This is a genomic window from Ningiella ruwaisensis, assembly GCF_004798935.1.
Lineage (GTDB): Bacteria > Pseudomonadota > Gammaproteobacteria > Enterobacterales > Alteromonadaceae > Glaciecola > Glaciecola ruwaisensis.
This window is the reverse complement of the sequence record NZ_RAHT01000003.1, coordinates 515010-531293: the sequence shown is the minus strand read 5'-3', so window position 1 is coordinate 531293 and position 16284 is coordinate 515010. Positions and strand designations below refer to the sequence as shown.

Annotated in this window: 15 protein-coding genes; 10 read left to right on the top strand and 5 right to left on the bottom strand. The window is 43.1% G+C overall.

The window, feature by feature from the left end:
- Window positions 1–257 precede the first annotated feature (257 nt).
- The 4 genes from D6V41_RS08705 to D6V41_RS08690 all read left to right on the top strand — a co-directional run bounded on the left by D6V41_RS08705 (window position 258) and on the right by D6V41_RS08690 (window position 5877).
- On the top strand, window positions 258–1265 hold the full coding sequence (locus tag D6V41_RS08705) for a ligase-associated DNA damage response exonuclease (RefSeq protein WP_136251198.1): 1008 nt from the start codon (window positions 258–260) through the stop codon (window positions 1263–1265).
- A 5-nt stretch (window positions 1266–1270) separates the two neighbouring features.
- Window positions 1271–2941 carry a cisplatin damage response ATP-dependent DNA ligase gene (locus D6V41_RS08700; RefSeq protein ID WP_136251071.1) on the top strand — a complete coding sequence of 557 codons (1671 nt, stop codon included), beginning with the start codon at window positions 1271–1273 and terminating at the stop codon, window positions 2939–2941.
- 88 nt (window positions 2942–3029) lie between these two features.
- A complete protein-coding gene (locus D6V41_RS08695) occupies window positions 3030–4691 on the top strand; it encodes a GGDEF domain-containing protein (RefSeq protein WP_136251070.1) in 1662 nt (553 codons plus the stop codon).
- Between the two features lies 1 nt (window position 4692).
- A complete protein-coding gene (locus D6V41_RS08690) occupies window positions 4693–5877 on the top strand; it encodes an alanine racemase (RefSeq protein ID WP_136251069.1) in 1185 nt (394 codons plus the stop codon).
- A gap of 1 nt (window position 5878) precedes the next feature.
- On the opposite strand, the gene D6V41_RS08685 is transcribed toward D6V41_RS08690, so the two are convergent.
- Both D6V41_RS08685 and ubiG read right to left on the bottom strand, forming a co-directional pair.
- Window positions 5879–6487 (bottom strand): glutathione S-transferase family protein, encoded by a 609-nt coding sequence (locus D6V41_RS08685; protein ID WP_136251068.1) that lies wholly within the window; start codon window positions 6485–6487, stop codon window positions 5879–5881.
- A gap of 32 nt (window positions 6488–6519) precedes the next feature.
- The gene (gene ubiG / locus D6V41_RS08680) at window positions 6520–7296 is read right to left on the bottom strand and encodes a bifunctional 2-polyprenyl-6-hydroxyphenol methylase/3-demethylubiquinol 3-O-methyltransferase UbiG (RefSeq protein WP_136251067.1); all 777 of its coding nucleotides are present in this window, start codon (window positions 7294–7296) and stop codon (window positions 6520–6522) included.
- A 65-nt stretch (window positions 7297–7361) separates the two neighbouring features.
- On the opposite strand from ubiG, the gene D6V41_RS08675 reads away from it, so the two are divergent.
- Complete coding sequence (locus D6V41_RS08675; RefSeq protein ID WP_136251066.1) at window positions 7362–7727, top strand: DUF2237 family protein; 366 nt, start codon at window positions 7362–7364, stop codon at window positions 7725–7727.
- Here D6V41_RS08675 and D6V41_RS08670 read toward each other — a convergent pair.
- The 3 genes from D6V41_RS08670 to D6V41_RS08660 form a co-directional block, all read right to left on the bottom strand.
- On the bottom strand, window positions 7724–8161 hold the full coding sequence (locus D6V41_RS08670; protein WP_136251197.1) for a DUF4112 domain-containing protein: 438 nt from the start codon (window positions 8159–8161) through the stop codon (window positions 7724–7726). The genes D6V41_RS08675 and D6V41_RS08670 overlap by 4 nt on opposite strands.
- A 104-nt stretch (window positions 8162–8265) precedes the next feature.
- The gene (gene hemH, locus D6V41_RS08665; RefSeq protein ID WP_136251065.1) at window positions 8266–9345 is read right to left on the bottom strand and encodes a ferrochelatase; all 1080 of its coding nucleotides are present in this window, start codon (window positions 9343–9345) and stop codon (window positions 8266–8268) included.
- Window positions 9346–9484: 139 nt separating this feature from the next.
- Complete coding sequence (locus D6V41_RS08660) at window positions 9485–11086, bottom strand: AbgT family transporter (RefSeq protein WP_136251196.1); 1602 nt, start codon at window positions 11084–11086, stop codon at window positions 9485–9487.
- Window positions 11087–11316: 230 nt separating this feature from the next.
- On the opposite strand from D6V41_RS08660, the gene D6V41_RS08655 reads away from it, so the two are divergent.
- The 5 genes from D6V41_RS08655 (at window position 11317) to D6V41_RS08635 (ending at window position 16238) form a co-directional block, all read left to right on the top strand.
- Window positions 11317–11853: a hypothetical protein gene (locus tag D6V41_RS08655; protein ID WP_136251064.1), complete on the top strand. Its 537-nt coding sequence runs from the start codon at window positions 11317–11319 to the stop codon at window positions 11851–11853.
- Between the two features lie 49 nt (window positions 11854–11902).
- The gene (locus D6V41_RS08650; RefSeq protein WP_136251063.1) at window positions 11903–13048 is read left to right on the top strand and encodes a hypothetical protein; all 1146 of its coding nucleotides are present in this window, start codon (window positions 11903–11905) and stop codon (window positions 13046–13048) included.
- 79 nt (window positions 13049–13127) lie between these two features.
- Window positions 13128–13574 (top strand): OmpA family protein, encoded by a 447-nt coding sequence (locus D6V41_RS08645; RefSeq protein WP_136251062.1) that lies wholly within the window; start codon window positions 13128–13130, stop codon window positions 13572–13574.
- 6 nt (window positions 13575–13580) lie between these two features.
- Window positions 13581–14072 (top strand): Rab family GTPase, encoded by a 492-nt coding sequence (locus tag D6V41_RS08640; RefSeq protein WP_136251061.1) that lies wholly within the window; start codon window positions 13581–13583, stop codon window positions 14070–14072.
- Window positions 14073–14075: 3 nt separating this feature from the next.
- Window positions 14076–16238, top strand: coding sequence for a putative bifunctional diguanylate cyclase/phosphodiesterase (locus D6V41_RS08635; RefSeq protein WP_136251060.1), 2163 nt, complete (start codon window positions 14076–14078; stop codon window positions 16236–16238).
- Window positions 16239–16284 lie beyond the last annotated feature (46 nt).

Here is a 16284-nt window from a genome sequence, read left to right as displayed (position 1 = left end):
GATTGTATTTAAGCTTATTTGTTGAAAGAATTATTGAGCAGAGCCACGCAGCAAAATAAAGTGTCGAAATACATGGATGTTTTTCGTCAAGCGCCTCATGGAAGAGCTTGCAGCGTCTTTATTTTGCTGCGTGGCTCTGCTCAATAAAAGCGAATTAACAATTAAGCTTAAATACAATCCCACATTACAAGCGTCTGATCCTCAGCTTCTTGCGAGTTGTAACAATATTTATTAAGAATAATATGCCTAGTTCTAATATGCACCCGGAGAAATGGATCAAAACGGACAAAACTGGATTATATTGCAGAGCGCTTGACGCTTATATTGACCCCATGCATCCAGTCAAACGCGCCATTATCACTCATGGACACGCAGACCATGCTCGCCCCGGGCACTCAGAAGTATATGCTACGCCTCAAACGCTTGGGATAATGCGCATTCGTTACGGGGATGACTTTTGTGAAAAACCAATTCCAATGGAATATGGTCAAACGCGGTCAATCCATAAGGCGCAGCTGCATATGGTTCCAGCCGGTCATATTCTTGGTTCTGCGCAGGCGGTTATAGATTATAAAGACTATCGCCTCATTTTGGCTGGCGATTATAAAAGACACCCTGATCCAAGTTGTCCACCTTTTGAAGTCACGCCTTGCGATGTGTTTGTGACTGAGGCAACCTTTGGCTTGCCTGTGTTTCGGCACCCGCCAATCAATCAGCAGATACAAAAACTCCTTGATTCAATGGCCTTATTTGAGAATCGTTGCCATTTAGTGGGGGCCTATGCGCTCGGAAAGTGTCAGCGCGTAATACTGGCACTAAGAGCGCTTGGCTATAATAAACCCATTTATCTGCATGGAGCGCTTTTAAGACTGTGTGAGTTTTATCAGGAAAATGGCGTTGAGCTTGGAGAACTTATTCCGGTCAGTGAACTGGACAATCCGAAAGTCCTGGCCGGTGAATTAGTCATCGCACCTCCATCGGCGCTCAACGACAGATGGTCTCGCAAATTGCCAGAAGTAATGACTGCAATGGCTTCAGGCTGGATGCAAATTAGAGCACGTTCCAAGCAACGCAGAGCAGAATTACCTTTGATTATTAGCGATCATTGTGACTGGTCAGAACTCATTCAGACCATCAAAGAGGTCAATCCAAGGGAACTTTGGGTTACTCACGGTCGAGAACAAGCCCTGGTGCATCAGGCACAAAAAATGGGTTACAAAGCAAAGGCACTTTCTCTTGTAGGATACGAAGAGGATGAGGATTAACTGACATGGAAGCCTTTGCAGAACTGGTAGACAAGCTCTATTTTACATCATCAAATTTGGCAAAATCTGCGTTAATCAAACAATATCTATCTCAAACGCCTGATCCTGACAGGGGCTGGGCAATTGCCGCTATCGCAGGAACGCTAAGCTTTGACTTTTTTAAGCGAAAACTGATCAAAGATTTAATAACAGAGCGTGTGGACCCCGTTCTGTTCGATTTAAGTTACGATTACGTTGGTGAAATGAGCGAAACGGTTTCGCATCTGTGGCAAGCACAGGCCGACGATCCTCCTGGCATGAAAGTACTTCCTTCTTTGGCAGAAGTCGTTAATACATTTGCAAACGGAAAACGTGCTGAGAATAGAAATTATCTGATTACCTTGTTAAACAGCATGAGTGCTCCGCAGCGCTGGGCCTTGTTGAAACTGGGAACGAGGGGCCTGCGCATTGGCGTTTCTGCCAGATTTTTAAAGAAAACTCTGGCAGAGTATGCTCAGGACTGTGGTTCGGATATCAGCATTGAAGACGTGGAACGCATATGGCATGGCGTTGCCCCACCCTACAAAGCACTGCTTGCTTATTTAGAAGGTAAAGCTGAGGCGCCAGATGTATCTGAATCAGTGACCTTTCAACCGCTTATGCTATCCCACCCGCTGTCTGACGATGAGCTTCAAAGCATACGAGCTTCAGACTTTCAGGCTGAATGGAAATTCGATGGGATCAGAGTTCAGCTGGTTGTCACGTCAGCGGGAAAGGCATTATTCAGCCGAACAGGTGACGATATCAGTCATTCTTTTCCTGATATTATTGATGAGCTTGAGACTCAACATATTTATGGCGTGTTTGATGGAGAGCTGGTTGCTCTAAATCCTCGTGTAACAGATGCACATGAGATAAAAGGTGTTCTGGAGGCTAAAAATGACAATCAGACACACTATGAAATTGCATCTTTCAACCAATTGCAGCAGCGCTTAAATAAGAAAAAACCAGGCAACAAATTAATCAGTAACTACCCCTGCGGTCTGATTTTGTACGATGTCCTGTCGCTTGAAGGCAAAGATCTCAGAGAAAACACGCTTGTTGAACGCAGCAAAGCGCTGGCCAACTGGTTTAAAACGCAGCCTTATCACTTTATCCATTTATCTCGACCTTTGGATTTTACGGATACTCATTCTCTTATAAGCTTGCGAGAAGAAGCAACACAACTGGAGCAAGGTTATATTGAAGGATTGATGCTCAAGCGAAAAGACGCTGTTTACGTATCAGGCCGCCCCAAAGGCAAATGGTTCAAATGGAAACGTGACCCACGCTTAATCGATGCAGTAATGATGTATGCGCAGCGAGGTCATGGAAAGCGATCGTCGTTTTATTCTGACTATACCTTTGGCTGCTGGCAAGATGGAAAACTATTACCTGTGGGCAAGGCTTATTCAGGCTTTACGGATGATGAATTAAAGCAGCTAGATCGATGGGTGAGGCAAAACACCATTGGACGCTTTGGGCCAGTTAAGGAGGTCGAAAAAGCCTTGGTACTTGAAGTTGCTTTTGATTCTGTTCACCCCTCTAATCGTCATAAATCGGGTGTTGCCATGCGTTTTCCACGAATTCATCGTATTCGCTGGGATAAACCTGCAAATGAAGCGGATCATTTGACAACCTTGCAAGCAATGATTTAACACGCATTGGCATTTTTTCTAATTCTGGCTTTATCTTACTTGCGAAAATAAGGTAGAGTGAAAAAACCGTGTATTTGTAGGCCAGATTATGCTGTTAAGGCAAAAGTTAAACATTGTCATTATAATAATTGCCGGCATGGCCGCACTGCTAACTTATAGCGTAAGTGCTTATCTTTTAAATAACTACTTAAATGAAACCAAAGCCTCTCAACGTGAAGCTGCTGTTAATTCCATAAAGCAAGACATCGAGGTCTTTGATCGGCTTTTACTTTTAGTGGAACAGCGATGGGAAGAAGAGCTTGCGCTCACTTTACCGAAAATTGCTGAAAACCTTGCTCAAAACTATCCTAAGCTAAGTAACAATCAAAGCCGCATTCAACAGGCTGAACTCAGAGAACTTGCCGAACAATATAGCGTTTCAGATATTCATTTAATAAACTCACAATATCTCGTGTTTAATAGCACGGTTGACCACGAAATTGGCTTGGATATGAAAGAATACGGTAATGAGTATTTATCCAAGCTCAAAGCTATTTTCAATCAAAACGCGTTTTTTACGCACCGCGTTTCTCTCTCTACCGCTACCGGCGACCTAAAAAAATATGCGTACTACAGTCAAGCAGGAAGCGACATCATTGTAAACGCAGACCTGGATCTTCGAAGTCGACTTGCTGATGGCGAACACAACGAACTTGCAGATTATTTATTTGGTGATTATGCAATAAAACTTAAGGCCAAATATCCTGATATCAGTTTTGTTGATGTGTTCATTGTCAGTAATGTCGACCAGTGGGCCTTATTTAATACCGGAGAAAGAATAGAAGAGGAGCTAGCTCGACGTCTCTTCGAAAATGAGATTGATGAGCTGAAAGTGGGCGACAGTACAATCATTCACGTTAAAATTGACAATTATTTAGACGTAGGGTTCAAAGCATACCTCAAGCTCGATTTTGACAACAGTTTGCTTGCTAAAACGCGCGCTAACTTGCAACTGCTGTTGCTAGGTGTCGGGATCATTATTACGCTTTTGAGCCTTTTTATATTTCGTTATGCAACCAAAATTCTTTTTCTGGATCGCTTTAGTTCACTGATTAAACAGGTAAAACGTGCCGAACCTGAAGGGGCGCAAACGATATCACTTGACGGTTCTGACGAATTAGCTCAACTTGGTGAAGAAATAAACAATATGATGTTGCGCATCAAAAAGGAGCAGGATTTAAATAAGTGGCTAACCGGCATTTCTCAAAAAGACGGCTTAACCCATATTGCAAATCGCCGTGCCTTTGATGAAAAACTCGAACTGGAGTGGAACAAATCAAAAATGTCCGGAAGCGATCTCTCTCTGATCATGATTGACATCGATAATTTTAAAGCGTTTAACGATTTTTACGGTCATGTTGAAGGAGATAAATGTTTGCAGGCGATCGCTTCTTGTTTAAACGAACAACTGTCCAGACCGTCAGATTTTATAGCTCGATACGGAGGTGAAGAATTTATTTGCGTGTTGAGTGATACTAAAGCTTCAGGGGCGCTTGCACTGGCAAAACAGATGCAGGCGTCGGTAAATGAACTCAATATTGCGCACGAAAAATCGCCTGTAAGCGACAGAGTCACGATAAGCCTAGGCTGCCTCACAGTAAACGGAAATGTTGCTGTAGAACTTAATGAAATCGTATCCCACGTAGATAGCCTAATGTACATGTCCAAACACAAGGGCCGCAATTCAATCACTCAAGAGCACATTAAATAATATGAAAGTAAACAGGGACACAGGGAACGCTAAACATTCACATCTTTCTGAGCTCCCGACTCCGTGTTTATTGATTGAACGCAGTTTGTTAATCAAAAACATTCAACGCATGTCTAAGCACATCAAACGCCTAAATTGTCGCTTGAGGCCGCATGTAAAAACACATAAATCGCTGGCAATTGCAAAGATGATAGAAAACGAGGGACCCTGCAGCGGCATAACCGTCTCTACCATCAAAGAAGCTGAGTATTTTTTTAATGCCGGCTACACAGATATTTTATATGCAGTTGGCATCAACGCTCATAAGCTTGATAAGGTGCACGCCTTGATGAAAGCAAGCTGTGATATCAAATTGATCTTAGATAGCACAGAAGCTGCCGGGCAGCTGATTGATTATGCGCAAACGCATAATGTCGAAACGCCTTTTAAGGTGTATATCGAACTCGACGTTGATGCTCATCGAGCCGGTGTGAAGCCAGATAGTGAAGACTTGCTAACTATTGCATCTATGCTGAACGATAGTCGTTTCACAACACTAGCGGGGGTAATGACACATGCCGGCGCTTCCTACTCTTGTTTTGGTCTTGAAGCTCAGCACAAGATGGCGATACAAGAGCGAGATTTAAGCTTGCTAGCGGCACGTCGTATCAGGCACGCTGGAATGCCTTGCCCTGAGGTATCGATAGGCTCAACCCCAACCGCTCTTGCGCTAGATGATGCGCACGGAATTACCGAAATACGTGCCGGCGTATACTGCGTGTTTGATTTAGTCATGTCAGGTTTAGGCGTATGCGCTCAAGGTGATATTGCGATAAGCGTACTGGGCAGCATTATCGGAAAACAGACGGATAAAGATCTCGCATTGACAGATGCCGGGTGGATGGCAATGTCCAGAGACAGAGGCACAAGTGAACATCCTACCGATTATGGGTACGGCGTAGTTTGTGACCTGCATGGTAAAAGTTTAAAAAATTTAACGATGGTAAGCGCAAATCAGGAGCATGGAATTATTGGCCAACAATCCACCTCAACTGACGGAAGCTTCAATCCCGGAAATTTTGCTATTGGTGAGCGTGTGCGTATTCTTCCAAATCATGCATGCTCAACCATGGCGCAATTTGAGCATTTTTATCTGATAGACAAAGACCGCGTCATCGACAAGGTGCCAATCTTGCGCGGCTGGTAAATCATGCTTTTGCGGACGGCCGAGCGCTTACATCGGCATACCAGCGTTTTAAATTAACATGATTATCGCCCAGGCGAATATCGACAACCCTTGCAAAATCAATAGCGCACAAAGCGGTAATGTCGGCAATTGAGAATTTGTCGTGAGCAATAAAAGCATGATTAGCCAAACGCTTTTCCAATACACTAAGAAATTTACTTGCGTTGATTCCCGCTTCTTTGCCGTACTCGGGTACAGGTGTCATCCTATCTTTAAAATGTCCGGTGCTGTGTTGAAAGCACATGCCTACTTGCATGAACAGGCAAAATTCTACCTGGCGCTGCCACATGGCAATAGTGGCTTTTTCCAACGGAGTTTCACCCATCAATGAAGGTTCTGGCTGTATAGCCTCAAAGTAGGTGCAAATTGCGTCACTTTCGCTGATGCAAGTGCCATCATCTAATTCTAAAATAGGCACTTTTCCGATTGGGTTTTTCTCGCGCATCGTCTTGGACAGGTTTTCTCCTTTGGTAATATCTACCTGTACATACTCCATATCGATGTTTTTTTCTGCCAAAAATATCCTGACTCGACGCGGTGTGGGGGCTGTTTTTGTATCGTAGATTTTCATTACGTTCCTTATGCCAATTTGCCAAGTGTAAATTATGTGCGTTCTCGCTTCTTGTAAACCTGAATGTAATTTACCGCGGTACTTTTTGTTAAGCGCCATTGCTGAGTGAAGGGGTTCATGGCAATCCCTTTTTCATCAATCAACTGCATTCGATTGATTGAGGCCCAGCTATTTAGTTCCAGCGGTTTGATAAACATATGCCAGTTGTGCGTGCCTATTGGTAAATAGCGCATAATGTATTCAGCGCCCACAATAGCAATAATAAAAGACCGTATTCCACGATTTAGAGTAGCCATAATCATGCAACCGCCCTCTTTTGTAAGTTGTGAACACTCGCTAACCAGCTCTTTTGGCATCGGCACATGCTCAACCACTTCTGCGTTAATCACTACATCGTACTGTTTATCTTCTTTTAGCAGATGCTCAGCTAACATATGCTTGTAGTCGATATTAAGGCCGCTTTTCTCAGCGTGGCGCCTTGCCACCTGAATACTGGTTTCGCTGGCATCAATTCCGGTAACCTTAGCTCCTGCTTTGGCTAAGGTCTCACTTACAAGCCCGCCTCCGCACCCGACATCCAGGATACTCAAGTCTTTTAAACAGTCTATTGAATGATGATTGCGTCCGTAGTAATTCGCAATTTGTTCAATAAAATATTCAGTGCGCGCCTTATTAAACGCAAGCGCAGTTTTGTATTTTCCCTTGGGATCCCACCAGCTTTCTGCAAGCGCATCGAATTTGGCAATTTCCTCTTTTGAAATATTTTCACTATTTTTTGTCGAAGATTGAAGCTTACTCTTATCTAACATCGTATACCTTTACAAATTCTGTTGGCCGTCTAAGCTAATTAACAAGAACGCGAGGGAACACACTAATGGCAAACGAAAAAAACGTACTGGGCGCTCCGCTAAAATTATGCTGTGGAAACACCGGGTTCACCCGCGAAGGCTTTTGCTATGTGCCTAATGCCGATTATGGCAATCACAGCGTCTGCGCCATTATGACCGACGAGTTTTTACAATTTTCCAAGTCCATGGGGAACGATTTAATCACTCCTAATCCTATGTACGACTTTCCTGGCTTAAAAGATGGTGACCGTTGGTGTTTATGTGCAAGCCGTTGGTATCAGGCTTTTTTGGCAAAACTCGCACCGCCAGTTGTACTCGAGGCCACTCACGAAAAAGCCTTAGAACTTATTCCTTTAGCTGCACTGAAAGCGCACGCGGTAGAGCATAGCTAAGACTGGCGTTTTTCCCAGTCTTTCACCATTTGCTCACGCATTTTGTCTATTTGTGCTTTATTTTCTTTCACCCACCAGGTTTCGATAATTCTGACATTGCGCTGGTTCGCTTTGAAAAATATATCCACAATATCACCGATAACAGGAACAAAGCCTAGCAGAAAATCGATAACACAATTGCGCAGCATTTTTGTTTTAAGCGCTTTTGGCACACCAAGTTTATGTCCTAAATACACAATGCGTAATGAAGCCAATAGCATAAGACCATCACCAATTCCTGGTATTAAGCCTACCAGTGAATCCAGACCAACTTTTATTCCGATGACAGGGATACGCACGGCCGTATCCAAAAGATTGCCCAAAGACTGAGCTTGAAGTAGCTCAGATGGCGCGGTAAACGCATTTTCAGATGCGCTTTCGTGGTCTTCGAGCATCTGCAATGTTTTTTCAGTTTCACGCTTACTTGGCTTGTTACTCATGTGTTAACTCCAACCTGATGTGTGAAAACCTGGCGACTGATTTTTTTACTCTTTACTTGTTACTTAAGAGCGCCAATCGCTTTAGCACGCGCCTCGCGCTGATTGTAATCATCACCTACTTTCCAGTGAGACAAGTGCGCTTGTATCAAAGAGCTTAGCATGTCTAAATGGGCATCGTCGCTATTTAAGCAGGGAATATATTCATAACTCTGGCCCCCAGCTTCCATAAAATACTCCCTGTTTTCTTCGCCTATTTCTTCTATCGTCTCCAGGCAATCCGATGAGAAACCCGGGCAAACCACCTGCACTGCTTTAACACCCTTACCCGGTAAAGATTTCAAGGTTTCATCCGTGTAGGGTTTTAACCATTCTTCGCGACCAAAACGAGATTGAAAGCTCGTCATATAACTGCCTTCATCAAGCTCTAAGACTTGCGCTATCAACCTTGTGGTTTTGTGACACTCGCAGTGATATGGATCACCGTTTAGCAAATAGCGCTTGGGAATACCATGATAGGAGAATATTAGCTTGTCTGCGCGTCCATGAGCGTCCCAATGCGCTCGAATTTTATCCGCAACGCATTGAATATACTCAGGATGCTCATGATAGTGACTGATAAACTGAAAATCGGGTAACCAGCGCCGTTTAACAAAATCCTGTGCCAGCGCATCAAAGGTCGAACCTGTTGTAGATGCACAGTATTGCGGATAAAGAGGCAAGAGCAGAATTTTACGTGCGCCTTTATTTAACAAGCGGTCAATGGCACTGCTTACAGATGGCTCACCGTAGCGCATTGCAAAATCGACCATAACATCCTCACCATAAATATGACTAAGGCGTTTCTGAATACCGCTTGCCTGATGCTTCGTATGCGTCAAAAGTGGAGAGCCTTCATCGGTCCACACGGTTTTGTATGCTTGGGCAGAGCGCTTGGGGCGTATATTTAAAATAATACCATTTAATACAAAGTACCAGACGAGCTTTGGCACTTCGACCACCCTTGGGTCGGATAAAAACTGTTTTAAATAGGGACGAAGCGCTTGTTTAGTTGGCGCTTCAGGCGTACCTAAATTGCTTATTAAGACCCCGATTTTGTCTGCTTGAGCGTGGGTGAAGGCAGTTTGAGAGCGGTATTTCATATACGTCTAATTCAACTAATTATGATGCTAAGATAAATGATATTAAGTACTTACGCACTAGCCGCCGCTTTGGACTATTTAAAAGCGGCGACAATGTATGCCTGTAAACAAAGCAAGCAAGCTTTTTTGCAGGACAAGTTTAAGGCGAATAGTAAGTTGCAGCACCTGGGCCAACGGGCATGCCGAATAAAAAGACCCAAACGTAAAACAAGATGGTCCAGCCAACGATAAAGGTAAGCGTATAGGGCAACATGGTGGCAATAAGCGTTCCCATTCCCAAGTCTTTTTTATAGCGCGCGGCAATAGCGAGTATCAAACCAAAATACGACATCATTGGCGATATTACATTAGTGACTGAATCTCCTATGCGATAAGCCGCCTGAATGACTTCCGGTGCAAAACCAATAAGCATCAACATAGGAACAAAAATTGGTGCAGTTACCGCCCACTGCGCGGAGGCGCTACCTAATGATAAATTTACGATACCGCACATCAGGATAAAAAGGACAAATACTTCAGGCCCATCCAAGCCTGTTGCTTGCAAAAACGCCGCACCCTTAACCGCGAGCACGGTCCCCAAATTTGTCCATTTGAAAAACGCAACAAATTGAGCAGCAAAAAATACAAGTGTGATGTACAGCCCCATGGAGCTCATACTTTTCGCCATTGCATCTATAATATCTCGGTCGTTTTTCATGGTGCCGGCAATGCGGCCGTAAACAAATCCGGGGATGGCAAAGCTGACAAAAATAAAAGCAACAATACCTTTGAGAAAGGGAGAGCCTGCCACCTCGCCAGTTTCAGGATTTCTTAACACTCCGTTTTCAGGAACAATGGTGAGTGCAAGCACTGCGCAAACCGCAACAAAAGCCAGGCCAGCCCATTTCATGGCTTTTATTTCCTGCGCAGTGGGTGCGTCCATTTGTTGCTTGCCTAAATCAATAGAAGCTTCATCTGGATTGTAAGTGCCAAGGCGAGGCTCAACGACTTTTTCAGTAACAACTGCTCCCATGATAGCGACGGCAAAAGTCGATATAATCATAAAATACCAGTTTACTTCAGGCCCAACGACGTATTCGGGGTCTATCATTCGAGATGCATCTTGCGTAATACCCGACAGAAGCGGGTCAACCGTTCCAAGCAAAAGATTGGCACTGTATCCTGCTGACACACCGGCAAAAGCAGCAGCAAGCCCTGCAAGCGGATGGCGTCCCAGAGAGTGAAATATCATGGCCGCCAGCGGTATGAGCACGACATAACCAAGTTCAGAAGCAGTATTTGACACAACCCCTGCAAATACCACAACCACAGTTACTACCTGCTTTGAGGCATTCATTACCATGGAGCGCATAAGGGTACTTAACAAGCCTGAATGTTCGGCAACCGATACCCCTAATAACGCAACAAGCACCGTTCCTAGCGGAGCAAACCCTGTAAAATTAGTCACTAAACCGGTGACAATACGTTGGAGACCTTCCGCGTTCAGCAGAGAGATCACCTCAATGACACCATCTGCCTCGCGTCCTTTAGCACCTTCAGGCCTTGGGTCGATTACACTAACGTCAAAATATCCAAGCAAGCCACTCAACAGCACAATAAATAGTGCCAGCATCGCGAAGAGAGTAATAGGATGAGGCAGTAAATTTCCTAACCATTCAACGCCAGCAAGAAATCGGGAAAACCAGCCGGTGTTGGCAGGGTCGTTATTTTGAGTGGAAGAATGTGATGAATTGGACGGCAAACCAGTACTCGCTTTATTGTTATTATCCGGCAAATATTACCTAAAACTTCTCCATTTTTCATATTTAATTGTTTGCGTCGTATATATTGTGTACAGTTCAAGAATGTAACAAGATGTAAACATTAGCAAAACAGGCTTAATGTTAGAAATGTTACGGAAATCACGGCTCTGTTTATAAGTTGACATACATGGCCGGTTAAAAAGATAGAAGCCCGGTAGGAACAAGTCTGATGGCGAGCAATTCAAATAGTAAAACGGATATAAGTGCATCCAACGATGCGTTTTCTGAGTTAGAACAGTTACGCTTGTTAATGTTTGGGCAAGCAAAACAAGAGCTGGAACTAAAAATAGACGAGCTTCACCAGCGCGTTACTGAAGAACTTAACATGCTTCAGGAGCAGTTTAATGAGCGCCACACTCAACTGCTTGAATTAATAAAAGACAATCAAACATCACTTATTAGTAAACTCAATGATCTCGATGACCAACAGCAGTCTGACAAAAACACGATAGAACAATCTATTGATAGTTTATCTTCTCAGCTTGAAATGGCTGAAAACGCTGGCAAAGATGATGCAGAGTCCTTGCATAAGCGAATTGACGCAGAAGTATCTCAAATTCAGGATGACTTGAGCAAGGCAATAGAACAACTGAATGAAAAGCTTACCACCATGAATACTAATCTGGCTTCCAGCAAAACAGACAGGAAAATTCTGGCTAAATTACTAGCAAACGTGGCAACTAATTTAGATGCTGATGATGCCTGATAATTATAAGGCATCAAACGCCACATATAGGGATATATGAAGAATTTACATGAGCAAAGCATCTGACACGAATGACCCTGATATTTCAAAGCATGCATCACAAGCGCGTGCTGAGGAAGACTTAGCTAAAATTCGTGAATTGATTGCTCGTGCGCCTATAGAAGCTTATTTTAATGACGAAAAACAGCGCATGCGCGAAAGTGTGCGTGAAGTCATTACTCAATCACTTATTGACCGAGAAAAACAAGACAAAAGTGTGAGTGCATCAATTGAGCCGATGATACAAGCATCTATTCGACATTCATTTACCAATCAGCGTCAGGCGCTGGTAAACGAAATTTTTCCGCTAATTGGTGAATTAGTAAGAAAATATGTGGCATCTGCGCTTAGAGAATTTTTAGAAAAAACCAATAGCATTATCGAAAACAGCGTTTCTCTTAAAGGGCTTGTTTGGCGTTATAAGGCTTGGCGAGCCGGTATACCTTTTGCCCAGTATCTGGTAGCGCAAACCCATCTATTTAAAGTAGAACAAGTGCTTTTGATTCATAACGAAACTGGCATGCTGCTTAATTCGGCCAACATCAAAGGTGAACAGGCGCATCAGGGAGATCTAATCTCGGCCATGCTTACCGCTATAAGTGATTTTGTCTCCGATTCTTTCAGTAATTCAGAACATCAACAGCAGCTTGATGAAATAAAAACCGACCGCTTCACTCTTCATGTTTTCAGAGGGCCGCTTGCAACACTTGCAGTTGCGGTAATCGGAAATATTTCCTCAAAGGCCAGGCGCGACATTCAATCTAGTCTTGAGCAAATACATATACGCTATCAAAACGCGCTGAACGATTTCAGTGGTGATGCCGACACTCTTTCTGCTTCCAAAGCAGAACTTGATGATTGCTTACTCGCTGAGCAAAAACCTGATTACAAAAAGAAAAAACGTCCCATCTTTGCACTCGCTTTAATTATTGCAGTTATTGGACTGCTCGCATATTACGTGTTCTTACGCTGGGAAACACAAAAAGCGTATACTGAAATTGTTGCCATACCTGACACACAAGGGGTCATTCCGGTAAACGTGGAATTGATGGGGATAAGACATTTACAGGTAACTCTTTTACGTTCGCCAGACGCAATAAGCCCAGCACAATGGCTCGCTCAATCGGGGGGTAAACAAAAATTGGGTAGAGATTAGCAGTCATGTTCTAGACAGTTCGGATAATAGCAAGGAAGAGCCAATTGAGCAGATTTCTCAGGTTCCGCAAGAAGTATCCATGCGTGCCTTACAACTTGCCTTTGAACAATTGGCTTCACAAATATCACAGTTTCAAGTGGATTTTGACATTGCATCCTCAGATTTAGTGCCCTCACAGCTCGGAAAAATAGAGCTTATTGCTCAGCGATTCGCTAAAATCAAGCAATTGGCAGAAACTTTGAATGAAAACGCATACTTATTGGTGATTGGGAGTAGCGACAATATCGGCGCAGATAGTGCAAATATAATACTGAGTAACGATCGCGCTGCGTCAGTTGCACAAGCATTAATCGAGCTTGGCGTTGCCTCTGACGATATTTTGCAAACTGGCGTGTTACCCATCGATACCAGAGATACCCAAGCGAATGCAAGAAAAGTAATTGTTACTGTTATTCACTCTGGTAAAACGCCCACAGAAAGCGAGGAATTCTTGCCTTACAATAACAATAATCGCGAAGAGAATTAAAACAGGATGTTGCAGAAAAAAGTTTGTATTTTAGGACCAAGCGGTGTGGGTAAAACCAGCCTCGTCAAACAATTTGTGGAGGGTATTTTTTCTGAAAAATACCTTACGTCGATTGGTGTCAAGATTGACAAAAAAATTGTTAACGAAGGCTTCACCCCCGTACAACTGCTTCTTTGGGACCTAGAGGGCGTCGACAAATATTGCGGGTTCAATCCTCGTTACTTGCGAGGCAGTTCTGCATTTATTTTTGTGGCAGATCGCACAAGAATGTCATCAATTGCAGAAACCATGGAAATATTTTCGCTGGCAAAGCAGCATTTAAACGTACCCGCAGTGCTGGCAATCAACAAACAAGACTTACCTCTTTCGATAAAGTGGGAAGATAATCTATTGGACAAGCATCGTGATTCGTTTGACTCGCTCTTTTTGACCAGCGCAAAAACAGGTCAGTCTGTAGAACAAATGTTTCGGCGCATTGCAGAACTTGTGACGGCTTAGCTTATGCACCTTTCTCTTATTCAATCTTTAGGCATCTTGGATTGCGTCGTATTAAAACGCAGCCATGATGAAGAATTTGCTATTGTGCAGCATAACAGCGCATGGTTCACAGCCATTTTCGGTGCAGAAACAAATGCTCGATTTATTCACTTACATGACCAATCGTTATTTTTGTCTGACTTTTTGCTCGATGCGCAAGATTTTTGGGACATGCACAGCACCGGGCAAATACAAAGCGGAGTATGGACGGAAATTATCAGTGGTGAAGAATATTATTTGGAAGCTATCGCAGCAAGCAGTGAACATGAGCAATATCTTGTCATAAAGAACGTTGAGCAGCAGTTCAAACAACAGCGGCAAACGCTGCAAGTTGCCCGAGAGTTGTTAATATCTAATGATGAAATTGTTGAACGCCACGATTATCTGAACGAGCGTCTGCGATCTATATTAATTAATAATGCGAGCGAAGAGTCTGGGCTTCCACTTTATGAGGCAATACAGTTTGCTGATATCGGCGTCATCATTTTGGATGAAAAAAAAGAAGTCATGGAAACCAATCCTGCTGCCTATCGTCTTTTTGAAATGCGTCCCGGAAAAGACAAAGCAGAAGTGTTTAACATTTTGTATGGCTTGCTGAATCGCCAATACCCTGAAAAACCGAATCTTTTCACAAGTAGCGGTAGCTTTTCAGGCGAGCTATATTGGCATCAGCCACCAATTACTCATAAATGGCTTAAGATTGATATTTTATGTGTTGAGTCGGGTTCTGGTGAACACAATTATTGGGTGCTTACGCTTAGCGACATAACGCGCGTTAAGTATTTAATGCAAACCAATGAAGAACTTGTTTTACACGATTCGCTCACAGGTTTACCCAATCGCCAGTATTTCTGGAAAGAAATCAGTCAACTAGTGGATAAGAATCAGCCTTTTTTCATATTGAATATAGATATCGTTAATTTTAAACATATTAACGAGCTACTAGGCTATATTGAGGGCGATGAGATTCTTAAACAAGCATGCGACCGAATGAATAGTGTCTTGGGAAGAGACTTTTTCATGACACGCATCGGCGCTGATGAATTCATGATCATTCAAACACTGGATAACAACGCTAACGCTGCAAGGCCCGGTAATGCAGAAACAATTGAAAAGGATTTCGAGACAAAAGCTAGCAATTTGGGAACCAAATTAGTTGATCTGATGGCTGCTCCTTTTTATTCAAATGAAGGCAAACAGTGTGAACTGGGCATTAAGGTTGGCATTTCACAATTTCCGAGGGACGCATCAACGGCTGAAGGCTTGCTAAGTTGTGCAGATATCGCCTTAAATGCGGCGAAAAATGACTTTAGTAAATCAATTAAAATTTATTCTGATAAGCTCAAAGTCGAAGCGAATCGCCGCCTTAAGTTGGAAGCGGCATTAAAACGCGCAATTGAAAAGGAAGAGTTTGCGCTTCATTTACAGCCTATTTTCGATTTAGAAAGCGGTAAAATCATGAAAGCAGAAGCGCTTTTACGTTGGCAACTTGATGGTGAGAACATTTCTCCCGACGAATTTATTCCGATTGCAGAGCGAAGTGCATTGATTAATACCATTGGGAGATGGGTAATTCAGCAAGCTTGCACTATACAAGCGCACCTTAATTCCATAAATATCAATATTCCGCTTTCTTTAAATTTTTCGCCCAAGCAGATACACGATATCAAGCTCATAAATTTTATCAGAGAATGTATAGATAAAACGAAAATAGACGCCACATTTTTGGAGCTTGAAATGACAGAAGGCGTGTTAGTGCATAACTACGATAAAGTTCGCTCGTTTTTAAATGATATTAAACAAACCGGACTTGGCGTTTCTGTTGATGACTTTGGAACTGGCTACAGTTCACTTTCATATCTCAAACATCTGCCGATTGATTCACTAAAGATAGACCGCTCGTTTATAGATGAGGTGGCATTAGATGAGGATGATCAAGCAATCGTTGGTGCGATTTTAGCAATGGCATCTGCGTTGAAGCTAAACGTGGTGGCTGAGGGTGTAGAAACTGATGAACAAAAATCCTATCTTCTAGCCAATCGCTGTCTTATGGCACAAGGTTTCATATTCAGTAAAGCCCTTCCCCTGGACGAATTTATTTCATTTTTAAAAAAGCAGAAGGCATAAAAAAGGCTGCGAGTTTAACTCGCAGCCTTTTTAAACAGATTCAAAG